Genomic DNA, 21,812 nt, shown 5'->3' with positions numbered 1-21,812 from the left:
GACTTCCAGATACGGCACGGGCGGGATAAGGGGCGGAGTGCTCCTCTGCGCCCGACGCCCTGCCGCGTCAAGTACGCCTCACAGTCACAGGGGGCAGCCGAGGATCGGCTCACCCCATGCCCACCCCGCCGGACGGGCTCGGCCCCAGCTCGCGGGCAAGGCGTTCCAGCCTTTCGGCGGCAGAGATCACGGTGCCGGCAAGCTGCGCCTCGGTCTGGTCGAGGCGCTGGCTGGCCGCTCCGCGGGCAGCGCGCTCGCTGGCGGCCTCCTGCTCGAGGGCTCGGATGCGCCGGCGCGCCTCGCTCAGCTCGTCCGCGATCGTGATCGCGGCCATGACGCTGAGCCGTTGGTCGCCGATCTCGCCAAAGGCGGCGCGAAGCTGGTCGATGCGCGCGTCGACCTCCTCGCCGAGGCCGACGAGATGCTCCTCCTGCCCGTCATCGCAGGCCATCCGGTAGGCGCGTCCGCCGATGGTGACGGTGACGTGGGCCATGGTCGTTCCTCCGTCCCGCTTCAGCGCTCATGCGCGGCCAGCACCGCGCGGATCGTCTCCATCGCGCTGCCGAGACGCCGGGAGACCTCGTCATTGGCGTTCTCCAGCCGGTCGGCCCGCGCCTGCGCGCCGTCGAGCGCGTCGGCAAGACGCGAACGATCGGCGCCGAGCACGTGAAGCTGCTGGGCGAGCGCCGCCTCCTGTCGCTCGACCTCCAGCCGACGCTCGATCGCCGCTTCCAACGCATCGACAGCGCCGCTGAAGCGCCGGAGCGCCGCCTCCAGTACGGTCGGCTCGCTCCCTCCCGGCACGCTCATGCTTTCTCCGCCCGTTCCCGCCCGATTCGGGAAGCGATATCGCCAAGTGATTCCGGCGATATTGAGCCTGTGCCGGCCGGGAGCGTCAACCGCGGCCCGCCCGGCCGCGAACGTCCCCGCCTTTGACAGGGCGCCGGGTGATGCTATCACTCGGCCGCCCTTTACCCGCACGCTGAAAAGGCCAGCCTGGGAGCATCCGCCGCTCGGCGAGCGGCCATTCTCAAGGCATCGCGCCGAACACCCTCAACGCGTCCCCTCGGAGACATCCGTCCTCATGTCGAACCGCGAAAAGCACGATCGCATGGCCAATGCCATCCGGGCCCTGACCATGGATGCCGTCGAAGCCGCCAAGTCCGGCCATCCCGGCATGCCGATGGGCATGGCCGACGTCGCCACCGTTCTTTTCGGCAAGGTATTGAAGTTCGATCCGACCGACCCGCACTGGCCGGACCGCGACCGCTTCATCCTGTCGGCCGGCCACGGCTCGATGCTGATCTATTCGCTGCTCTACCTCGTCGGCTACGAGGGCATGACGCTCGACGACATCAAGAACTTCCGCCAGCTCGGCTCGCGCACGCCGGGCCACCCGGAGTTCGGCCACACCACCGGCATCGAGACCACCACCGGCCCGCTCGGCCAGGGCCTTGCCAACTCCGTCGGCTTCGCGCTCGCCGAGCGCATGCTGGCCGCGCAGTTCGGCTCGGATCTCGTCGACCACCACACCTATGTCATCGCCGGCGACGGTTGCCTGATGGAAGGCCTCTCGGAGGAGGCGATCGAGATCGCCGGCCGCCAGAAGCTGAACAAGCTGATCGTCCTGTGGGACGACAACCACATCACCATCGACGGCTCGACCGCCCTGTCGGTCGCCACCGACCAGCTCGCCCGCTTCGAGGCTTCCGGCTGGAACGCCACCCGCATCGACGGGCATGACCCGGACGCCATTCTCGCCGCCATCGAGCGCGCCAAGACCAGCGACAAGCCTTCGCTGATCGCCTGCCGCACCACGATCGGCTACGGCGCGCCCAACAAGGGCGGCACCAATGGCGTGCACGGCGCCCCGCTCGGCGCCGCCGAGATCGCGGCGGCCCGCGCCTTCCTCAACTGGGAATACGATCCCTTCGTCATCCCGAGCGACGTTCTCGATGCGTGGCGCCTCGCCGGCCTGCGCTCGCGCCAGGCACACAAGAACTGGACCCAGCGCCTCAAGGACACCGACGCCACGCTGCGCGGCGAGTTCGAGCGCCGGGTGCGCGGCGACCTGCCGTCGAAGACCGGCGAAGTGGTCGCCGGCGTGATCGCCAAGGCGCGCGCCGACGGGGGCGCCGTCGCCACCCGCAAGTCCTCCGAGATCGCGCTGGAAGCGCTGACCGAGGCGCTGCCGGAGATGGTGGGCGGCTCGGCCGACCTTACCCACTCCAACAACACCAAGACCAAGGCGACCTCGGTCTATGTCGAGCCGCCGAAATATGACGGCCGCTACGTGAACTGGGGCATCCGCGAGCACGGCATGGCGGCGGCGATGAACGGCATCGCCCTCCACGGCGGCTTCATCCCCTATGGCGGCACCTTCCTCGTCTTCTCCGACTATTGCCGCCCCTCGATCCGCCTCTCGGCGCTGATGGGCGTGCGGGTGGTCTACGTCTTCACCCACGATTCGATCGGCGTCGGCGAGGACGGCCCGACCCACCAGCCGGTGGAGCACCTCGCCGCCCTGCGCGCCATTCCGAACCTGCTCGTCTTCCGCCCGTGCGACACGGTCGAGACGGCGGAAGCCTGGAAGCTCGCGCTCGAGCACAAGACCGGCCCGAGCGTGATGGCGCTGACCCGCCAGAACCTGCCGCTGCTGCGTACCGACGACACCGAGCGCTGCCTGACCGCGCGCGGCGCCTATGAGCTGGCCTCGGCCTCCGACGAGGCGCAGGTCTCGCTCTTCGCCTCCGGCTCGGAAGTCTCGCTCGCCATGAAGGCCCGCGAGAGCCTCGAGGCGCAGGGCGTGCCGACCCGCGTCGTCTCGGTGCCGTGCTTCGAGCTGTTCCTGAACCAGCCCGAGGAAAGCCGCCGCCAGGTCGTCGGCAAGGCGCCGGTGAAGATCGCCATCGAGGCGGCCATCCGCCAGGGCTGGGACCAGATCGTCGGCTCGGACGCCGCCTTCGTCGGCATGACCGGCTTCGGCGCCTCCGGCCCCGCGCCCGAGGTCTTCGCCCATTTCGGCATCACCCCGGAAGGCGTGGTGGCGACGGCGCTCAGCCGCCTGAAGCGCTGAAACGACCCGCCACGGGCCGCCGGCTGCACCAGCCGGCGGAACGGGTTACCGGACAAGCCATGCGGCTGGCGCATGCAGATTGCGCCAGCCCTGCCCTGAGGTCGCAGCGTCAAAAGTGCGACTGGTGTCGCAACGTCCTCCGCGCTATGAGGCCCTCGCGCGGACGTGATGAGACGCTTACCTGGGGAATAAACGCATGACGCTCAAGGTTGCCATCAACGGCTTCGGACGCATCGGTCGCAACGTGCTGCGGGCCATCATCGAGTCGGGCCGCACCGATATCGAAGTCGTCGCCATCAACGATCTCGGCCCGGTCGAGACCAACGCGCACCTGTTCCGCTTCGACAGCGTTCACGGCCGCTTTCCCGGCACGGTGAAGGTCGACGGCGACACCATCGACGTCGGTCGCGGGCCGATCAAGGTGACCGCGGTGCGCAATCCCGCCGAGCTTCCGCATGCGGCGCTGGGCGTCGACATCGCGCTGGAATGCACCGGCATCTTCACCGCCAGGGACAAGGCCTCCGCGCACCTGACCGCCGGCGCCAAGCGCGTGCTGGTCTCGGCTCCGGCCGAAGGCGCCGACCTCACGGTCGTCTACGGCGTGAACCACGACAAGCTGACGAAGGATCACCTCGTCGTCTCCAACGCCTCCTGCACCACCAACTGCCTCGCGCCGGTGGCCAAGGTGCTGAACGACGCCGTCGGCATCGACCACGGCTTCATGACGACGATCCATTCCTATACGGGCGACCAGCCGACGCTGGACACCATGCACAAGGACCTCTACCGCGCCCGCGCCGCGGCGCTGTCGATGATCCCGACCACGACGGGCGCGGCCAAGGCCGTCGGCCTCGTGCTGCCCGAACTCGCCGGTCGCCTGGACGGCACCTCCATCCGCGTGCCGACCCCGAACGTCTCGGTCGTCGACTTCAAGTTCGTCGCCAAGAAGAAGGTGACGAAGGAGGAGATCAACGAGGCAATCAAGGCCGCCGCCGCCGGCCCGCTCAAGGGCATCCTCGGCACGACCGACCAGCCCAATGTGTCCACCGACTTCAACCACGACCCGCACTCCTCCATCTTCCACCTCGACCAGACCAAGGTGCTGGAGGGCAACTTCGTTCGCGTGCTGTCGTGGTACGATAATGAATGGGGCTTCTCGAACCGCATGTCCGACACGGCGGTCGCCCTCGGCAAGCTGATCTGATCTCCGGCCCGGCCGGGCCTTCCGCCAAGAAGGCCCGGCCGTTTCGCATCAAGATCAACACATCGAGGGAGAATACCCATGAGCGAGGCTTCCGCCTTTCGTACGCTCGATGACGCCGACGTCGCGAACAAGCGCGTGCTGGTGCGTGTCGACCTCAACGTGCCGGTCGACAACGGCAAGGTGACGGACGACACCCGCATCCAGGCCGTGCTGCCCACTATCCGCGAGATTTCCGAAAAGGGCGGCAAGGTGATCCTGCTGGCCCATTTCGGCCGCCCCAAGGGCGAGGATCCGGCGCTGTCGCTGGCCCCCATCGCCGGCGAGGTCGCCTCCCGGCTCGGCAAGCCGGTCGCCTTCGCGCCGGCCACCATCGGCCCCGTCGCCGAGGCGGCGGTCGCGAAGCTCCAGCCCGGCGACGTGCTGCTTCTGGAGAATACCCGCTTCGACAAGCGGGAAGAGAAGAACGATCCCGACTTCGTGGCGGCGCTGGCCGGTCTCGGCGATCTCTATGTCAACGACGCCTTCGCCACCGCCCATCGCGCCCACGCCTCCACCGAAGGCCTCGCGCACAAGCTGCCCGCCTATGCCGGCCGCTGCATGCAGGAAGAGATCGAGGCACTCGCCAAGGCGCTGGAGAAGCCGGAGCGCCCGGTGCTCGCCGTCGTCGGCGGCGCCAAGGTGTCCTCCAAGCTCGAGCTGCTCGGCAACCTCGTCGCCAAGGTCGATATCCTCGTCATCGGCGGCGGCATGGCCAACACCTTCCTTGCGGCGCAGGGCAAGGATGTCGGCAAGTCGCTGTGCGAGCACGACCTCGCCGGCACGGCCCGCGAGATCCTCGAAAAGGCCAAGGCCGCCGGCTGCGAGGTGGTGCTGCCGGTCGACGCGCTGGCGGCGACCGAATTCAAGGCCAACGCACCCCATCGTGTCGCCTCGGTCGACGACATCAAGGCCGACGAGATGATGCTCGACGCCGGCCCGGCGTCGGCGGCGAATGTCGTCGCCAAGCTGAAGACCGCCCGGACGGTGGTGTGGAACGGCCCGTTCGGCGCCTTCGAGCTGCCGCCCTTCGACACGGCCACCGTCGCGGTCGCCAAGGCGGCGGCGGAACTCACCGATGCCGGCAAGCTTCTGTCGGTCGCCGGCGGCGGCGACACGGTAGCGGCCCTCAACCATGCCGGCGTGGCCGACCATTTCACCTATGTGTCGACGGCAGGCGGCGCCTTCCTCGAATGGCTGGAAGGCAAGGCCCTGCCGGGGGTCGAGGCCCTGAGACGCTGAGCTGGGCGCCCGGCGGCAAATTGTCCCGCGGTTCGGGACTTTGCTCCCGGGTGCTATAAATCTGACCGGTCCGGCCCCGCGTTCGATCCGGCCGCGGGGCCGGACCGGTCTGTTTCGCGCGGGAGAGAGAAATGACGGCTAGCCTCGAAGAGGTTGCGTACAAGCTAGCGGCAGGCGGCAAGGGAATCCTTGCGGCCGACGAGAGTGCCAGCACCATCAAGAAGCGCTTCGACGCCATCGGTGTCGAATCCACCTTCGAGAACCGGCGCGATTATCGCGAGATGCTGTTCCGGTCCGAAGAGGCGATGTCGCAGTATATTTCCGGCGTCATCCTGTTCGACGAGACGATCCGCCAGAACGCCAAGGACGGCACGCCGCTGGTCAAGCTCATCGAGCAGGCCGGCTCCATCCCCGGCATCAAGGTCGACCTCGGCGCCAGGCCGCAGCCCGGCTGCCCCGGCGAGACCATCACCGAAGGCCTCGACGGTCTCGGCGAGCGCTTCAAGGAATATTACGAGCTCGGCGCCCGCTTCGCGAAGTGGCGCGCGGTGATCGACATCGGCGCGCACATTCCCAGCTACACCTCCATCCTCGCCAATGCCCAGGCGCTCGCCCGCTACGCGGCGCTGGCCCAGGCCGCCGGCATCGTGCCGATCGTCGAGCCGGAAGTGCTGATGGACGGCGACCACGGCATCGACCGCTGCTACGAGGTCACCGAGTGGGTGCTGAAGGAAGTGTTCCAGCAGCTCTTCTACGGCCGCGTGAAGCTCGAAGGCACGGTGCTGAAGCCGAACATGGTCATCGCCGGCAAGAAGTCGGCGAAGCAGGCCTCGGTCGAGGAAGTCGCCGAGAAGACCGTGCGCTGCCTGAAGAACTGCGTGCCGACGGCGATCCCGAGCATCGCTTTCCTCTCCGGCGGCCAGTCGGACGAGGAAGCCACCGCCCATCTCGACGCCATGATCCGTGGCGGCGGCCTGCCGTGGAACCTCACCTTCTCCTATGGCCGCGCGCTGCAGGCGGCGCCGCAGAAGGCGTGGTCGGGCAAGGTCGAGAACATCGCGGCCGGCCAGGCGGCGTTCACCCATCGTGCCAAGATGAACTATCTCGCGGCGCTGGGTCAGTGGACCACCGAGGTCGAGCGCAAGAAGGCCGCCTGACGGAAGATCACAAGGAAGGCGGCGCGGGCCGTCTTCCTTCCGTCGCCGGAAACGAGAACGCCGCCCCGAGGGGCGGCGTTTTTGTTATCGGGATCAGCGCCGGAAGCCGCCGCCAAAGCCGCCACCGCCGAAACCGCCGTGGAAGCCACCGAAACCGCCTCCACCGAAGCCCCCGCCGCCGAAGCCGCCTCCACCAAAGCCGCCGCCTCCAAAGCCGTCGTGGAAGCCGCCGCCGCCGAAGTTGCCCCCGAACCGGTCGCCGCCACCGAAACCGCCGCCGCCGAAGCCGCCATAACCGCCGGCGCGGGCGAAGTTGTCGACGCGCTGGTTGCCGAGGTCCTGGAACTGCCGCTGCTGGTCGAGCCGGCCGATCTGGTCGGCATTGCTGTCCTGGTTCCAGCCGTTGATGGTCTGGTGCTGCCAGCCATTATTGGCATCGTATTGATGAATGCTGCCGTCGTGGTCGGTGTAGATGTTGCCGTTGTTCCAGCCGACCGCGTTGCCGGTCCGCATATTGCCGGCGATCCCGCGGCTGTCGGCGCTGATATGGCCGTTCTGGTCGGTGATGCCGGTCTCCGAGGCATGGCCGATGCCCGTCGTCGGGTTGAACCCCGCCGACTGCCGGCCGGCGGCGAAGTTGCCGGTATAGGCATTGCCGACGGCGCCCGCCCGCGCCGCGCCTTCCGCCCCGGTATAGGGATTGAAGAAGGCGGCGGAGCGCCCCGCGGCGAAATTGCCGGTCCACGGATTGAAGGCCGCGCCGGAACGCCCGGCAAAGCCAGCGCCCCAAGGGGTCACGCCGTGCACGGCATTGGCCGTCCAGCCCGTGCCCCACGGACCGGCGCCCCAGGCATGATCCCAGGCCGCCGCCGCGCCCCAGGCGCCATAGATGTTGACCTGGTTGATGTTCACGCCCGCCCAGGGGCCGTACCACGGGCCGACGCCCCAATAGGGACCCCACCAGGGAGACATCGCGCCCCAGCCGAAGTCAGCATCATAGCCGAAGCCGAAACCGTCGGCCCAGGCGAAGGAGGCGTCATAGCCATAGGTCGACGGGCAGCCGTACCAGAAGGTACCGACATAGCCGACGCAATTGTAGCCCGTGCCATAGACGACCGTTCCGCCCGGCTCGATCACCACGCCCAGATAGCCCGGCGTGTAGCCGACCGTCACCGCGTCGGCGGTCGAGGCGTAGACCCGCACATAGGTCACATAATGCAGGGGGGAGGACACCGGGATGGTGTAGATCGCCGCCGGAACCACGTCGGTGACGAGCCACGGCCCGGTCGGCGTGCTGGAGACAAACCATGCCCCCTTGAACAGGGCGTAGTAGCGCGTCGGGTCGAGCTGGATGACGGGCGTGCGGGTGTTCACCGCATAGCTGAGGATGGTGCCCTTGATCGGCTCGAACTTCGGCGTGCCGCCGTCATACTGGATGGTGAGCTGGGTATCGCGCTTGATGGTGGCGGTCTGCGGCACCGTGGCGGCGATGGCCGCCTCCTTCGCCTGCGGCGTGCCCGGCACGGCGACAAGCGCGTTGGAGGCCGGATCGGTCGGCGAGATCTTGGCGAAGCCGGCAGGCAGGCTGGTGCCCGGGACGAAGCTCCACGGCCCCTCGAAGCCCGGCCCACGGAACCAGCGGCCGGAGACCAGCACGTAGTACTGGTTGTTCGACGGATCGAGCAGGATCGCGTGGTCGGCATTGCTCACCCGCAGCAGCGAGGTACCGCCCACCGGCACCATCTGCGCCGCGCCGGCGGTGATCACCAGCTCGGTGGGCTTGGTCGAGGAGAGGATCGCCGGCGGGGTATCGGGCTTCTGGCCGTTCGCCGGCATCATCGACTGGGCCGGCTCCACCGAGGTTGCCATCGTGCCGGCCGCCTGCAGCGCGGGGCTCGGCTGCGCGGTGACCGTCCACGGCCCCTCCACGGCCGGAGCCTGGTACCAGGTGCCGGCCGCCTGGAGATGATAGGTGCCCGAACCCTCGACCAGCATCAGCACCGGCGTGTTGACGATGCGCTGAAAGCCGGTGACGCCGTCGATCGGACGCGGCACGGGCTGGCCGGCCACCAGCACAAGGAGGGTCGGCTTGTCGGCGAAGACGATGCGCGGAGGGGTATTGTCCACCGGCTGCGTCATCTCCTTGTCGAGCTGCTTGGTCGCCGCGTAGCTGGTCAGCAGGTTGTCGAGCGCGAAGGTCATGCCCTGCGGGGAGATGCGCGACTGCAGGGCGCTGAGCAGGGCGGTGTTCTGCGACGGATCGGTCGGCACGTCGACGGAGGTGATGGCGACATTGCTGAGCTGCGCGAGCTTCGACGGCTTGTCGACCGCCACCCGTGCGGTGAAGCGGGCGATGCCGTAGGTCGGCGCGGCGGAAGGTGTCGTGGAAGACGTCGTGGAGGCACCCTCGGCAGGCTTCGGCCCGATGGCGATGGCGGCGCGTCCGGAAAGCTGGTCGCCGTTCCACTGCTCGATCAGCGGCTGATAGACCTCGAGCCGCTTGTCGCCGAGATCGAAATTGCGCGGCCAGGCCAGAGCTTGCGGAATGGCCGACGCCGGCGCGGCCGTCTGGCCAGCCGGGGCCGCCGGCTGTTGGCCGAGGGCCGGAGTGGCGACGATCGCGGCCGCGGCGGCCATGAGAACGAAGCGGTTGGAACGAAGGCGCATATTTCCCCCACAGGCGGCGACGCCCGGCGACAGACCGGTCCGCTCGGCACCGGGCACATCAATATCACCGGCATTTCCCCGCGATAAGACGCCAGCCGTTCGCGAAAACGCGAAGTTGTCGCGGCACGACCGCCAGCCTACACGTACCGGCCGGGCCGCTCATCATCCGGCGTGCAGGAGCATTTCCCGGCCGAACGGTTCCATCTCCGGGGAAAGGGCTCTAGACAGGTGCGGCATGCCGCGCTTTCGCCGCCATCCTGCGGAATGGCTCGTCTAGTCCCGTCACATGGCTTGTCATCGATGGCTCGTTCCCCGGCCCGACACGATCCCGAACCCGCACGGCCGGCTCCCCGGCTCTATGTGCTGGTGTCTCTCCCGGAGACGCCCGCCGACGTCGCCGCGCGTGCCGAGGAGCTGCGTGCCGCAGGGCAGCTTGCCGACATCGCTGCCGTGCTGATCCGCCCCGGCGCCGCCGCCCAAGGCGACAACGCGGTGGCAACGCTGCAGCCGCTCGTCGCCGCGAGCCACGCAATCGGCGCGGCCTGCCTGGTGGAAGGCAACGCCGCCCTTGCCGGCGCGGCCGAAGCGGATGGCGCGCATCTCGACGGCATCGCCGCGCTGAAGAGTGCGCTTCCCGCCCTGCGGCCCCACGGCATCGCCGGGGCCGGCGGGCTGCGTACCAAGCACGACGCCATGACGGCGGCTGAGAGCGGCGCGGACTATGTGATGTTCGGCGAACCCGACGCCGCCGGCCGCCGGCAACCCTTCGAGGCGACACTGGAGCGCATCGAATGGTGGGCGCAGATCTTCGAGCCGCCCTGCGTCGGCTACGCCCGGACGCTGGAGGAGGTCGACGCGCTGGTCGAGGCCGGTGCCGACTTCATCGCCGTCGACACCCTTCTGCTCGACGCCCCGCAGGACGGCGCCCACGCGCTGGCCGAGCGCCTCTCCACCGGCGGAGAGACGTGATGGGCTACCGACGCGCCACCCATGCCATCGTCGGCACGAGGATGGGCGGCATTACGCTGCTGACCGCCCTGCTGACGGCTCTCGCCCTGCCGGCCGCCGCGCAGTCGCCGGCACCGGCGAAGCCCGACGCGGCCAAGCCGACAAGCCCCGCCAAACCGACGGCTCCCGCCAAGCCTGCGGCTCAGGCCAAACCGGCAGCTCAGCCGGCAACCGGATCCAAGCCCGCGCAGGCCGCCAAGCCCGCCGCTCCTGCCCCGGACCCCGCTTACGCCGCCTACCAGCTCGGCCACTACCGGACCGCGCTCGACCTTGCCGTGGAACGCGCCAACAAGCAGGGCGACCCGGTCTCCATGGTGCTGGCCGGCGAATTGCTGTCGCAGGGCTATGGCGTCCGGCAGGACGCGGCAGCGGCGCAGAAATGGTACGAGGCCGCGGCGGCGAAAGGTAATCCCGACGCCCTGTTCACCCTCGCCTCCATCCTGATGACCTCCGCCTCGGTGACCAACAAGGACGAGGCGGTCGGCATGTTCCGCAAGGCGGCGGAAGCCGGCAGCTCGCGCGCCGCCTACAATCTCGGCCTCATCTATCTTCAGGGACAGGTCGCGCCCCGGGAGCCGGCCATCGCCGCCGACTGGTTCCGGCGCGCCGCCGACGAGGACCAGCCGGACGCGCTCTACGCGCTGGCGACGCTCTATCGCGACGGCAACGGCCTGCCCAAGGACCCCATCGAGGCCGCGCGGCTGTTGCAGCGGGCGAGCGAGCTGGGCAATCCGGTCGCCACCACCGAGCTCGCCATCATCATCTTCAACGGCACTGGCGTGCCCAAGGACGAGGAGCGCGCCGCCGAGCTGTTCCGCAAGGCGGCGCTGGGAGGCAACGCCATCGCCCAGAACCGCTATGCCCGCATCCTTTCTGCTGGCCGCGGCGTGCCGAAGGACATTATTGCGGCCGCCGCGTGGCACCTCGCCGCCAAGGCCCAGAAGCTCGATGATTCCATGCTCGACAAGCTCGTCGCCGATCTCACGCCTGAAGAGCGCGCGCAGGCGCAGGCCCGGCTCAAAATCTGGTCGCCCGGACAGTTGCTGTAGCCGCCGCCGGTATGGTCCAAATAACGACCCAATTTCAGTCGATTAGCATCACGGTATCCGCGGCGGGAAAAATCGGCGTTCATTGACGATAGACGCCACGCCTTGCTCCGGCCGCGTCCCGCCGTTACTCATCGTGGCCGCGTCGCCGTGGGGGAGCCGGTGGTGCGGCCTTCCAGGCAGTATCTGAGGAATTCGCTTGGCCATCGTCCGTCCAGTATCGTCGTGGAATCTGCTGCGTCCCGCGTCCTGCCGGCTGGCCCCGGCCCGGCTTTTCGCGGTGATGGCGGCCCTGCTGTTCGCGACGCTGCTGCTCGGCGCCCCGCGCGCCATGGCGCTGGAAGCGGTGGCCATCCGGCTCGACGCGCTGGTCGTCGACCTCGCCCCGGCGCTGGAGCGGCGCACCAGCGAGACCGACCGCATTCAGGTTTCCACCGTGCCCGGCGCGGACGGCATCGTCCGCCGCATCGAGGTGCGCTCCGTCGCCCCCGGGCCGGACGGCAGCAAATGGGCGATCTTCGCCCTTGCCAACAACACCGACGAGCAGGTCGACCGGCTGATCGTGGCGCCGCACTACCGCATGGTCGGCTCCGGCGTCTTCTGGCCGGATCTCGGCAACCGCCGCATCCTCAACGTCACGGCGAGCCAGGGCTTCCGCCCGGAGCGGCAGAACGCCCCCGACGCCGACGTGTTCCTGATCACCCTCGACCCCGGCACCACCGTGACGCTGGTGGCCGAACTCGGTGACGGCGGCCTGCCGCAGCTCTATCTGTGGGAGCCCGAAGCCTACAAGGACAAGGTCAACTCCTTCACGCTCTACAACGGCATCGTCATCGGCATCGCCGGCCTTCTGGCGCTGTTCCTCACCATCCTGTTCGTGGTGAAGGGCAGCGCGATGTTCCCGGCGGCGGCGGCGCTCGCCTGGGCGGTGCTCGGCTATATCGGCCTCGATTTCGGCTTCTGGTCGAAGGTGTTCGGCATCTCGCCGCTGGCCCAGCAATTCTGGCGCGCGGCGGGCGAGGCGATCCTCGCCGCGACGCTGGTGGTGTTCCTCTTCGCCTATCTCAACCTCAACCGATGGCACGTGCGCTACGCGCATGTCACCGCCGGCTGGCTGGTCTTCCTCGCCGCCATCGTCGGCCTCGCGCTGCTCGACCCTTCGGCGGCGGCCGGCATCGCCCGCCCCTCCCTGCTCGTCGTCTCCTTCATGGGCTTCGGCGTGGTGATGTGGCTCGCGCTGCACCGCTACGACCGCGCCGTGCTGATCATCCCGACCCTGTTCCTGCTGGTCGTGTGGGTGATCACGGCCGGCATGGCGGTCTCCGGCCGCATCGGCAACGATCTCGTGGCCCCCGCCCTGCTCGGCGGCCTCGTGCTCATCGTCATGCTGATCGGCTTCACCGTCATGCAGCACGCCTTCGCCGGCATCGGCTCGGTGGCCGGCAGCGCGCAGGAACTGGAGCGCCGGGCGCTGGCCGTCGCCGGCTCGGGCGATATCGTGTGGGACTGGGACGTCGACACCGACCGCATCCATGTCAGCCCCGAGGCCGAGCACATGCTGGGCCTCAAGCAGGGCACGCTGGAGACCGAGGCCGCCGGCTGGCTCGACATCATCCATCCCGGCGACCGTGACCGCTTCCGCGCCACGCTGGACGGGCTGCTCGACCAGCGGCGCGGGCGCATCGACCAGGATTTCCGTCTGCGCGCGCATGACGGCCACTATCTGTGGTTCAACCTGCGTGCCCGGCCGGTGGTCGGCACCGATGGCGAGGTGGTGCGCTGCATCGGCACGCTGTCGGACGTCACCGACACCCGTACCGCCGAAGAGCGCATGCTGCACGACGCCGTGCACGACAACCTCACCGGCCTGCCCAACCGCGAGCTGTTCCTCGACCGCCTCTCCGCCGCCAACGGGCTCGCGCGCACCGACGAGCAGATCCGCCCGACGGTGATGCTGATCGATCTCGACCGCTTCAAGCAGGTCAACGCCAGCCTCGGCATGCCGGCCGGCGACTCCATCCTGCTCACCGTTGCCCGGCGCCTGATGCGCCTCGTCAAACAGCAGGACACGCTCGCTCGCCTGGGCAGCGACCATTTCGCGCTGATCCTGCTCTCCGAGCGCGATCCCGAGCGCATCACCGCCTTCGCCGACACGCTGCGCCGGACCCTGCGCGCGCCCATCACCTTCGGCGACCGCGAGATCTTCATCACCGCCTCGATCGGCCTGCTGCTCGCCGACGGGCAGAAGCGCACGCCGTCCGAGATGCTGAAGGACGCGGAACTGGCGATGTATTTCGCCAAGCGCGTCGGCGGCGACCGCATCGAGGTGTTCCGGCCGTCGATGCGCACCCACAAGCTCGACCGCCTCACCATGGAGACGGACCTGCGCCAGGCGCTGGAGCGCAACGAGATCAGCGTCGTCTACCAGCCGGTGGTCGATCTGACCTCGCGCAACATCGCCGGCTTCGAGGCCATGGTGCGCTGGCAGCATCCGACCCTCGGCCTGCTCGGCCCTGACGATTTCATCGGCATCGCCGAGGATACCGGCCTCACCGTCGATATCGGCCTCTTCGTGCTCGACACCGCCGCCCGCCAGCTCGGCGTGTGGCAGCGCAGCCTGCGCGGCGATCCGATCTTCGTCTCGGTCAACATCTCCTCGCGACACATGCTGCGCCACGACCTGCTGCAGGACCTCAAGGCGGTCCTCGCCCGCAATGTCGTGGCCCCCGGCACGCTCAAGCTCGAGCTTTCCGAGACGCTCGCCATGGAGAACCCGGAATACGCCTCGCAGATCCTCCTGCGCATGCGCGAACTCGGCGCCGGGCTGACGCTGGACGATTTCGGCACCGGCTATTCCTCGCTGGCCTATCTCCAGCGCTTCCCGTTCGACAGCATCAAGGTCGACCGCACCTTCATGAAGGCGCTCGGCCGCGCCGGCAACAAGACCCAGCGTCCGATCATCCTGCGCACCATCATCAACATGGCGCATGACCTCGGCATGGACATCATCGCCGAGGGCATCGAGACCGAACAGGTCGCCGCCGCGCTCGCCAAGCTTGGCTGCCGTTACGGGCAGGGGCGGCTGTTCGGCGAACCGATGAGCGCCGACGATGCGCGCAAGCGCCTCCAGCCCGAGCAGGCCCCCGCCTCGCTGCTGGAACGCGGACGTCAGCTGTCGCGCGGTGCGCGGGCCGTCGCCGGCCTCGGCGCATCGAAGCCGGCCGAGAACGCCGCCGCGCCGCACGAGAAGGCGGCCGCGGCAACCGAGGGCTCCGAAGCGGCACAGACTGCCGGCATGCAGAGCGCGGCCGCGCCGGCCGCACAGCCGCAAAGGCTGGCCCGGCAGGCCTCGCAGACCGCTGCCGGCAAACCGGCGGCGAGCGCGGAAGCGCCGACGGCGCGGGCCCCCACCGCCAGGCCGGCCGCAACGCCGGCGGCGGACACCGCCGCCTCGAGCCCCGCGTCGTCCAGCTGACCGGATTTTCCGCCTGATCCTGGGCGGAGGGCATCCCCGAACCGCCGGCCCCACCCCTCAGGCGTGGCCGGCATCCGAGGACAGCATACCCGGATCGATGCCGATCTTGCGCAAGGCAAGATCGTATTTCGCCCCCGCCTCGGCGTCGAACACCAGCCCGCGGTCGGCCGGGCAGTGCAGCCAGCCATTCTGCTGGATTTCGTTCTCCAGCTGCCCCGGCGCCCATCCCGCATAGCCGAGCGCCAGCACCGCGCTGGCGGGGCCGCCGCCGGTGGCGATGGCCTTGAGGATGTCGAGCGTCGCCGTCAGGCAGATGCCGTCATCGATCGGCAGGGTCGAATCCTGGATGAAGAAATCGGCGCTGTGCAGCACGAAGCCGCGTCCGGTCTCCACCGGGCCGCCGCGCAGCACTTTCACGCCCTCCGCGCTGTGCGGCAGGCTGATGCGCTCGTCCTGCGGGATGACGTCGAGCTGCACCAGGAGGTCGGTGAAATTGATGTGATGCGCCGGCTGGTTGACGATGATGCCCATCGCCCCTTCCGCCGAATGCGCGCACAGATAGATGACCGCGCGGGCAAACCGCTCGTCGCGCATGCCGGGCATGGCGACCAGCATCTGCCCATCGAGAAAGGTCCCGCCCGAATTGCCGCCGGAACCCGTGCGGCGCTCTCGTCCGATCCACATACAAGGAAGCGTAAACCCCATCGGCGCATTTTCAAGCCCGCTTCCGGCGTAGGCGGACAACCGTATGGAGGCCCTCACATGAAAGTGCGCCGCCGCCGCTTTCGCAATGCACCGGGAAACGCTACGGCATTGGGCATGATTTCGGATCTGCGTTCGGACCTGCGCCTCGCCGCCTTCTGCGCCCTCGCCGCTGTTCCGTTTATCGGGGCGGGAGCGGCGCGCGCCGAATTGATGTCGGACTGGTCCTCGCCGGTCGGCACGGCGGTCAGGCTCGTTGCCGGCGCGCCCGACGGCAAGGCCGTGACCGGCGGCGTCGAAATCCGCCTCACGCCCGGCTGGAAGACCTACTGGCGCTACCCCGGCGACAGCGGCGTACCGCCGCATTTCGACTGGAGCGGCTCGCAGAACGTCGAGAACATCGAGGTTTTGTGGCCGGCGCCGGTGCGCTTCGACGACGGCGGCTCCTTCTCCATCGGCTACAAGAGGGACGTGGTGATCCCGTTCCGCGTCATCCCGCGCGACGCGGGCAAGCCGGTCGAGCTGCGGCTGAACCTCGACTTCGCCGTCTGCGAGAAGATCTGCCAGCCGGCCAGCGCCTCACTGACCCTCGACGTGCCGTCGGACGGCGCGGCCCCCTCACCGCCGATGCTGGTCAATGCCCTCGCCACGGTCCCGCGCACGACGCAGATCGGCGCCGCCGGCGAGCCGGCAATCGCCTCCGCGGAGCTGCGCGAAGGCGGGGACGGCCCTTCGATCCACATCGAGGCCCACGTCGCCGACGCCGCGAAAGCCGATCTTTTCGTCGAGGGCCCGAACGAGGACTGGGCCCTGCCGCTGCCGAGCCGCGAGACCGGGCCGGACGGGCGCACGGTCTTCGTGCTGCCGGTGGACGGCGTGCCGAAAGGTGCCGATATCGCCGCGACCAAGCTGCGTTTCACCCTGGTCGACGGCAACCGCGCCGTCGAGGTGGACGCCCCTCTTTCCGCACGCTGAAGCCGCTTCCCGACACGCGGGAAATGACTATTCTACCCCGCGACCGGGCCCGCCGGTCGCGGCGGGCTCCGTGCGCGCGAGCTGGCGGCGGGCACCGTTCCCAACCGCTTTCCAGCGTATGAAAGGAAATGCCCATGACGATCAAGGTCGGCGACCAGCTGCCGAGCGCCACCTTCCGCGTCGCCACCGCGGACGGCCCGGTGCCGAAGACCACCGAAGACATCTTCACCGGCAAGAAGGTCGTCCTGTTCGCCGTGCCGGGCGCCTTTACGCCCACCTGCCACAAGAACCACCTGCCGAGCTTCATCGCCCGCGCCGATGAGATCCTCGCCAAGGGCGTCAGCACCATCGCGGTGACGGCGGTCAACGATCCCTTCGTCATGGAAGCCTGGCAGAAGGCCTCGAACGCCGGCGACAAGATCCTCTTCCTGTCGGACGGCAACGGCGAGTTCGCCAAGGCCATCGGCCTCGACCTCGACGCTTCCGGCGCCGGTCTCGGCCTGCGCTCCAAGCGTTACTCGATGCTGGTCGAGGACGGCGAGGTGAAGGTCCTCAATGTCGAGGACGTGCCGAGCAAGGCCGACAAGACCAACGCCGACGTGCTGCTCACGCAGTTCTGAGTGGATTGCCACGGCTCCCGGCGCCCGCGCCGGGAGCTTCCCATCGCCCTGTCAGGCGATGATGTCGGGGCAGATCTGATCCTCGATATAGCCGATACGGTCCTTCAGCATCAGCTTGCGCTTCTTGAAGCGCGCGAGCTGCAACTGGTCGTTACCCGGCATTTCCTGCAGCGTCTCGATCGCCACATCCAGATCGCGATGTTCCTGCCGCAGGCGCTCAAGTAGCGCCAGGAGCTCGCGTTCCTCATCTGCCGTCATGTGCCAAACGCTCGACCCAAACCCCGACTCGCCCCGGCTTGCGCGGGAGCAGGGACGGAGTATCGCCGTCCTCGCGACCGGCTGCAACAGCGCCCGCCGACACATGGTCTGCAGCCCTGCCGTGACGCGCCAGGACGCCCCGCTGCCATGTTGCACTGCAGCGCATCGATTCGTCGACAGCCCGATCTACCCGTGACAGACTGATGACGTTCACTTCGAAAGACAGGGAGATACTGTCCATGTCCATGCAGGCGCATGTTGCGGAGTTGGAACGACGTCACCAGGCATTGGAGAAGGAACTACGGGAAGAGGTTGCTCGTCCCGCGGCCGACGATTCACGCATCGCCGACCTCAAGCGGCGCAAGCTGCATCTCAAGGACGAGATCACACGTTTGAAGGACGCGACCCTCCATTAGGAGTGTCATGATGCGGGTTCGACGGCCCGCATCACCGCAACAGGCTCCGACCGAGCGTCGGGGATCATCGCTCGGCCGCCGGCTCCACGCCGGCGGTTCGCATTTCGGGCCCCGCATCCCGCGCTTCGCCGCGTTTCCCAGCCCTCCGCCCGGACACTCGACGAAGGGCGTAAGCAATTGAGCGTTCTTGTCACGCAAAGAGAGACGCCGGAATGTGCCGGTAACAAGAACGATACCCGTGGGAGGCTCCCGAAATGACCGGCTCCGCCAGCCGCTATCCTGACGTTTATGCGCAGTCCATCCGCGATCCGGAGGGCTTCTGGCGCGAGGCGGCCCGTGGCATCGACTGGTTCGAGGAGCCGCGCCGGGCCTTCGATCCGGCACTCGGCATCTACGGGCGCTGGTTCCCCGGCGGCGTCACCAATGTCTGCCACAACGCCGTGGATCGCCATGTCGCGAACGGGCACGCCGCGCAGCCGGCCATTTTCTACGACAGCCCCGTGGCCGGGGCGAAGCGCACCGTCACCTATGGCGAGTTGCAGACCGAGGTGAGCGTGCTTGCCGGGGTGCTGCGCGAGCTTGGCGTCGGCAAGGGCGACCGCGTCGTCATCTACATGCCGATGATTCCGGAAGCGGTGTTCGCCATGCTCGCCTGCGCCCGCATCGGCGCTATCCATTCGGTGGTGTTCGGCGGCTTCGCGGCGGCGGAGCTGGCGAGCCGCATCGAGGACGCCCAGCCCAAGGTCGTGCTCTCGGCCTCCTGCGGCATCGAGCCCTCGCGCATCGTCACCTACAAGCCGCTGCTCGACCTCGCCCTCACCATGGCGAAGCACCAGCCGGAAGCCTGCGTGGTCTTCCAGCGTCCGCAGGTGGAGGCCAAGCTCCAGCCCGGCCGGGACCATGACTGGGCGGCGCTGCGCGAGAAGGCGATCGCCGGCGGCATGGCGGCCGAATGCGTGCCGGTCGAGGCAACCGACCCGCTTTATATTCTCTACACCTCCGGAACGACCGGGAAGCCGAAAGGGGTCGTGCGCGACAGCGGCGGCTATATCGTGGCGCTGCGCTGGTCGATGGAGGGTCTCTACGGCGTCGAGCCGGGCGAGGTCTTCTGGTCGGCCTCCGACATCGGCTGGGTCGTCGGCCATTCCTACATCATCTACGCACCGCTGCTCACCGGTTGCACCACCGTGCTCTACGAGGGCAAGCCGGTCGGCACGCCCGATGCCGGCGCCTTCTGGCGGGTGATCGAGGAATACAAGGTCGCGGCGCTGTTCACCGCCCCGACCGCGCTGCGCGCCATCAAGAAGGAAGACCCGGACGGCGTGCTGATGCGCGACTACGACCGCTCCAGCCTGCGCACGCTCTTCCTCGCCGGCGAGCGCGCCGATCCCGACACCGTGGAGTGGGCGCAGAACAAGCTGGACGTCCCGGTGGTCGATCACTGGTGGCAGACCGAAACGGGATGGGCCATCGCCGGCAACCCGGTCGGCCTCGGCGCCCTGCCGATCCGCGTCGGCTCCACCGGCGTGCCGATGCCCGGCTATCAGGTCGACATACTGGACGAGGGCGGCCACCCGGTCGGCGCTGACCGGATGGGGTCCATCGCCATCAAGCTGCCGCTCCCTCCCGGCTGCCTGCCGACGCTCTGGCGGCAGGACGAGCGCTTCCGCGAGAGCTACCTCGAGGAGTTTCCCGGCTACTACAAGACGGCGGATGCCGGCTTCAAGGACGGAAACGGCCAGCTCTTCATCATGGGCCGCACCGACGACATCATCAACGTCGCCGGACACCGCCTCTCCACCGGCGGCATGGAGGAAGTGCTCGCGGCGCATGCGGATGTCGCCGAATGCGCGGTGATCGGCATCCATGACGAGCTGAAGGGCGAGGTTCCCTGCGGCTTCGTCGTGCTGAAGGCCGGCGTCGTCCGTTCGCCCGCGGATATCGAGACCGAGATCATCGCACTGGTGCGCGAGCGCATCGGCCCGGTGGCGGCGTTCCGCCTCGCCATCACCGTCAACCGCCTGCCCAAGACCCGGTCGGGCAAGATCCTGCGCGGCACGATGAAGAAGATCGCCGACGCCGAGCCGTGGAACATGCCGGCGACCATCGACGACCCCAGTTCGCTGGACGAGATCGCCGCCGCGCTCAACGCACGCGGGCTGGCGAAGGTCTCGGCGGCCTGAGAAGCGCCCGATAGCGAAAGAAAAAGCCCGGAGCGGCGTCCGCTCCGGGCTTTTTGTTCTCAGCCAGCGATCCCTTGCAGAACGCCCTCCCGAGGATCACTCCTCGTCTTCGGCCTCGCTCTTGCGCGAACCGCCGAGCTTGGCGAACACGGTGTCGAGATCGATGGGCTCCTCGCGCGGCTTGCGGGTCGCCACGAAGGGCTCGTGCTCGGCCTCGCCGGTCGAGACGTCCACCGGCAGCAGGGTGACGTCGTGCTCCCCCGCCGCCGCGGTGGCCGCCGGACGGTCCTTGGAGGCGCGCTGCACCTCGATGTCGAGGTCGATCTGCGAGCACAGGCCGAGCGTGACCGGATCCATCGGCGTCAGGTTCGCCGCGTTCCAGTGGGTACGCTCCTTGATCGATTCGATGGTCGTCTTGGTGGTGCCCACCAGACGCATGATCTGGCTGTCCTTCAGCTCGGGATGGTTGCGCAGCAGCCAGAGGATGGCATTGGGGCGGTCCTGACGCTTGGAGACGGGCGTGTAGCGCGGGCCGCGGCGACGCTTGGCCTCCGGCAGGCGGACCTTCGATTCCAGCAGCTTCAGCCGGTGGTTCGGGTTCTTCTCGGCGCGCTCGATCTCCTCGCGGGCGAGCTGGCCGGTCGAGACCGGGTCGAGGCCCTTGATGCCCTGCGCGACCTCGCCATCGGCGATGCCCTTCACCTCGAGCACATGCAGCTTACAAAAATCCGCGATCTGGTCGAAGGTCAGCGCGGTGTTCTCGACCAGCCACACGGCGGTGGCCTTCGGCATGAGGGGGGCGTTCGCCATGGGACGCGTCTCCATCCATTGATGCGCCAAGCTGGCTGAAACCGAGATTGGCTCGAAGAATAATTGTCGTTTGGCCGCGCAAACATCCTCACGCGCTCCGCCCACCCTGGGGGGCGGAGCCTCGGACCGTCTCACGATGACCGGGATGCGCTAAATATAGGCTCCCGCGCGCCGTCCTGCAAATCCTAAGACGCAGGTCGACATTGCCGCTGCGTCAGAAGGGCTGATAGCGTCCGCGCTCCCGGAAACAAGGAGACAATGATGAAGCCTGTTCGACTTCTGGCAGCCGCCCTGCTGATCGGATTCACCGCCGGCGCCGGCGCGCAGGAAATGCCCGGAAAGGAAGACGTCGCCCGCATCACCGGCGGCACCTACGCGGTCGACCCCGATCACAGCCAGGTCGTCTGGACCGTCGACCACATGGGTTTCTCCCCCCTCACCGGCATATTCGGCGTGGCGAGCGGCATTCTGGTCCTCGACCCGAAGAAGCCGGGCGAAGCCAAGCTCGACATCACCATCCCGATATCCAGCCTGCGCGTGACCTCGGATGGCTTCGCCAAGCATCTGGCCGGCCCGGAATTCTTCGACGCCGAAAAATTCCCGACCGCGACCTTCAAATCGACCAAGGTCACGGTGAACGACGACGACGCGACCATCGAGGGCGACCTGACCCTTCACGGCGTCACCAAGCGCGTCACGCTCGATGCCGAGCTTTTCGGCGCGGGCGTCAACCCGATGAGCAAGGTCGAGAACATCGGCTTCACCGCCTCGGCCGACATCAAGCGCAGCGATTTCGGCATGGGCTACGCCGTACCCGTCGTGTCGGACGAGGTGGAACTCGACATCGTCGGCGCCTTCACCAAGCAGCCGTGAGCCATAGCTCTCCGGCTTGACAGCACGTGCCGCGCCACCCATGACGGTGGCGTGGCCGGCTGGG

At 68.4% G+C, this 21,812-nt stretch carries 18 protein-coding genes; 12 read left to right on the top strand and 6 right to left on the bottom strand.

Going from position 1 to position 21,812, the window contains the following annotated elements:
* Positions 1-109 precede the first annotated feature (109 nt).
* The gene (locus FO470_RS16940) at positions 110-493 is read right to left on the bottom strand and encodes a cell division protein ZapA (protein WP_144344169.1); all 384 of its coding nucleotides are present in this window, start codon (positions 491-493) and stop codon (positions 110-112) included.
* Positions 494-513: 20 nt separating this feature from the next.
* Positions 514-810 carry a DUF4164 domain-containing protein gene (locus FO470_RS16935; protein WP_144344168.1) on the bottom strand — a complete coding sequence of 99 codons (297 nt, stop codon included), beginning with the start codon at positions 808-810 and terminating at the stop codon, positions 514-516.
* A 274-nt stretch (positions 811-1,084) separates the two neighbouring features.
* Between FO470_RS16935 and tkt the strand changes: the two genes are divergently transcribed.
* The 4 genes from tkt to FO470_RS16915 all read left to right on the top strand — a co-directional run bounded on the left by tkt (position 1,085) and on the right by FO470_RS16915 (position 6,715).
* On the top strand, positions 1,085-3,076 hold the full coding sequence (tkt, locus tag FO470_RS16930; protein WP_144344167.1) for a transketolase: 1,992 nt from the start codon (positions 1,085-1,087) through the stop codon (positions 3,074-3,076).
* Positions 3,077-3,272: 196 nt separating this feature from the next.
* Positions 3,273-4,280, top strand: coding sequence for a type I glyceraldehyde-3-phosphate dehydrogenase (gene gap, locus FO470_RS16925; protein WP_144344166.1), 1,008 nt, complete (start codon positions 3,273-3,275; stop codon positions 4,278-4,280).
* Between the two features lie 78 nt (positions 4,281-4,358).
* Positions 4,359-5,558, top strand: coding sequence for a phosphoglycerate kinase (locus FO470_RS16920; RefSeq protein WP_144344165.1), 1,200 nt, complete (start codon positions 4,359-4,361; stop codon positions 5,556-5,558).
* 131 nt (positions 5,559-5,689) lie between these two features.
* Entirely contained in the window at positions 5,690-6,715 is a 1,026-nt protein-coding gene (locus FO470_RS16915) for a class I fructose-bisphosphate aldolase (RefSeq protein WP_144344164.1), read from the top strand.
* A 93-nt stretch (positions 6,716-6,808) separates the two neighbouring features.
* Here FO470_RS16915 and FO470_RS16910 read toward each other — a convergent pair whose 3' ends face one another.
* Positions 6,809-9,382 (bottom strand): DUF3300 domain-containing protein, encoded by a 2,574-nt coding sequence (locus tag FO470_RS16910; RefSeq protein ID WP_144344163.1) that lies wholly within the window; start codon positions 9,380-9,382, stop codon positions 6,809-6,811.
* A 300-nt stretch (positions 9,383-9,682) separates the two neighbouring features.
* Between FO470_RS16910 and FO470_RS16905 the strand changes: the two genes are divergently transcribed.
* From FO470_RS16905 to FO470_RS16895, 3 genes are all read left to right on the top strand, one after another.
* Complete coding sequence (locus FO470_RS16905; RefSeq protein ID WP_144344162.1) at positions 9,683-10,351, top strand: thiamine phosphate synthase; 669 nt, start codon at positions 9,683-9,685, stop codon at positions 10,349-10,351.
* Positions 10,351-11,439: a tetratricopeptide repeat protein gene (locus FO470_RS16900; RefSeq protein WP_272482980.1), complete on the top strand. Its 1,089-nt coding sequence runs from the start codon at positions 10,351-10,353 to the stop codon at positions 11,437-11,439. Before FO470_RS16905 ends, FO470_RS16900 begins: the two co-directional genes overlap by 1 nt.
* A gap of 280 nt (positions 11,440-11,719) precedes the next feature.
* A complete protein-coding gene (locus FO470_RS16895; protein WP_246659634.1) occupies positions 11,720-14,911 on the top strand; it encodes an EAL domain-containing protein in 3,192 nt (1,063 codons plus the stop codon).
* 57 nt (positions 14,912-14,968) lie between these two features.
* Here the strand turns inward: FO470_RS16895 and FO470_RS16890 are convergent, their stop codons facing one another.
* A complete protein-coding gene (locus tag FO470_RS16890) occupies positions 14,969-15,595 on the bottom strand; it encodes a YqgE/AlgH family protein (RefSeq protein ID WP_144344160.1) in 627 nt (208 codons plus the stop codon).
* 135 nt (positions 15,596-15,730) lie between these two features.
* On the opposite strand from FO470_RS16890, the gene FO470_RS16885 reads away from it, so the two are divergent.
* A complete protein-coding gene (locus tag FO470_RS16885; protein ID WP_144344159.1) occupies positions 15,731-16,588 on the top strand; it encodes a protein-disulfide reductase DsbD domain-containing protein in 858 nt (285 codons plus the stop codon).
* Between the two features lie 134 nt (positions 16,589-16,722).
* Positions 16,723-17,208 carry a peroxiredoxin gene (locus tag FO470_RS16880; protein ID WP_144344158.1) on the top strand — a complete coding sequence of 162 codons (486 nt, stop codon included), beginning with the start codon at positions 16,723-16,725 and terminating at the stop codon, positions 17,206-17,208.
* A 51-nt stretch (positions 17,209-17,259) separates the two neighbouring features.
* Here the strand turns inward: FO470_RS16880 and FO470_RS16875 are convergent, their stop codons facing one another.
* Positions 17,260-17,466: a YdcH family protein gene (locus FO470_RS16875; protein ID WP_144344157.1), complete on the bottom strand. Its 207-nt coding sequence runs from the start codon at positions 17,464-17,466 to the stop codon at positions 17,260-17,262.
* Between the two features lie 239 nt (positions 17,467-17,705).
* Between FO470_RS16875 and FO470_RS16870 the strand changes: the two genes are divergently transcribed.
* A complete protein-coding gene (locus tag FO470_RS16870) occupies positions 17,706-17,882 on the top strand; it encodes a YdcH family protein (protein WP_144344156.1) in 177 nt (58 codons plus the stop codon).
* 254 nt (positions 17,883-18,136) lie between these two features.
* On the top strand, positions 18,137-20,065 hold the full coding sequence (locus FO470_RS16865; protein WP_144344155.1) for a propionyl-CoA synthetase: 1,929 nt from the start codon (positions 18,137-18,139) through the stop codon (positions 20,063-20,065).
* Between the two features lie 96 nt (positions 20,066-20,161).
* Here the strand turns inward: FO470_RS16865 and FO470_RS16860 are convergent, their stop codons facing one another.
* Complete coding sequence (locus FO470_RS16860; protein WP_144344154.1) at positions 20,162-20,875, bottom strand: DUF1013 domain-containing protein; 714 nt, start codon at positions 20,873-20,875, stop codon at positions 20,162-20,164.
* 261 nt (positions 20,876-21,136) lie between these two features.
* On the opposite strand from FO470_RS16860, the gene FO470_RS16855 reads away from it, so the two are divergent.
* Complete coding sequence (locus tag FO470_RS16855) at positions 21,137-21,748, top strand: YceI family protein (RefSeq protein WP_144344153.1); 612 nt, start codon at positions 21,137-21,139, stop codon at positions 21,746-21,748.
* Positions 21,749-21,812 lie beyond the last annotated feature (64 nt).

The sequence above is a fragment of the Ancylobacter moscoviensis genome (genome assembly GCF_007559435.1).
GTDB classification, from domain to species: domain Bacteria; phylum Pseudomonadota; class Alphaproteobacteria; order Rhizobiales; family Xanthobacteraceae; genus Ancylobacter; species Ancylobacter moscoviensis.
Note: the sequence above shows the minus strand (reverse complement) of the source record. Positions and strands in the feature narration are given on the sequence as shown.

Coding starts and splice junctions, on each gene's coding strand:
- FO470_RS16940 (WP_144344169.1), bottom strand. CDS start 493: ATGGCCCACGTCACCGTCACCATCGGCGGACGCGCCTACCGGATGGCC.
- FO470_RS16935 (WP_144344168.1), bottom strand. CDS start 810: ATGAGCGTGCCGGGAGGGAGCGAGCCGACCGTACTGGAGGCGGCGCTC.
- tkt (WP_144344167.1), top strand. CDS start 1,085: ATGTCGAACCGCGAAAAGCACGATCGCATGGCCAATGCCATCCGGGCC.
- gap (WP_144344166.1), top strand. CDS start 3,273: ATGACGCTCAAGGTTGCCATCAACGGCTTCGGACGCATCGGTCGCAAC.
- FO470_RS16920 (WP_144344165.1), top strand. CDS start 4,359: ATGAGCGAGGCTTCCGCCTTTCGTACGCTCGATGACGCCGACGTCGCG.
- FO470_RS16915 (WP_144344164.1), top strand. CDS start 5,690: ATGACGGCTAGCCTCGAAGAGGTTGCGTACAAGCTAGCGGCAGGCGGC.
- FO470_RS16910 (WP_144344163.1), bottom strand. CDS start 9,382: ATGCGCCTTCGTTCCAACCGCTTCGTTCTCATGGCCGCCGCGGCCGCG.
- FO470_RS16905 (WP_144344162.1), top strand. CDS start 9,683: ATGGCTCGTTCCCCGGCCCGACACGATCCCGAACCCGCACGGCCGGCT.
- FO470_RS16900 (WP_272482980.1), top strand. CDS start 10,351: ATGGGCTACCGACGCGCCACCCATGCCATCGTCGGCACGAGGATGGGC.
- FO470_RS16895 (WP_246659634.1), top strand. CDS start 11,720: ATGGCGGCCCTGCTGTTCGCGACGCTGCTGCTCGGCGCCCCGCGCGCC.
- FO470_RS16890 (WP_144344160.1), bottom strand. CDS start 15,595: ATGTGGATCGGACGAGAGCGCCGCACGGGTTCCGGCGGCAATTCGGGC.
- FO470_RS16885 (WP_144344159.1), top strand. CDS start 15,731: ATGATTTCGGATCTGCGTTCGGACCTGCGCCTCGCCGCCTTCTGCGCC.
- FO470_RS16880 (WP_144344158.1), top strand. CDS start 16,723: ATGACGATCAAGGTCGGCGACCAGCTGCCGAGCGCCACCTTCCGCGTC.
- FO470_RS16875 (WP_144344157.1), bottom strand. CDS start 17,466: ATGACGGCAGATGAGGAACGCGAGCTCCTGGCGCTACTTGAGCGCCTG.
- FO470_RS16870 (WP_144344156.1), top strand. CDS start 17,706: ATGTCCATGCAGGCGCATGTTGCGGAGTTGGAACGACGTCACCAGGCA.
- FO470_RS16865 (WP_144344155.1), top strand. CDS start 18,137: ATGACCGGCTCCGCCAGCCGCTATCCTGACGTTTATGCGCAGTCCATC.
- FO470_RS16860 (WP_144344154.1), bottom strand. CDS start 20,875: ATGGCGAACGCCCCCCTCATGCCGAAGGCCACCGCCGTGTGGCTGGTC.
- FO470_RS16855 (WP_144344153.1), top strand. CDS start 21,137: ATGAAGCCTGTTCGACTTCTGGCAGCCGCCCTGCTGATCGGATTCACC.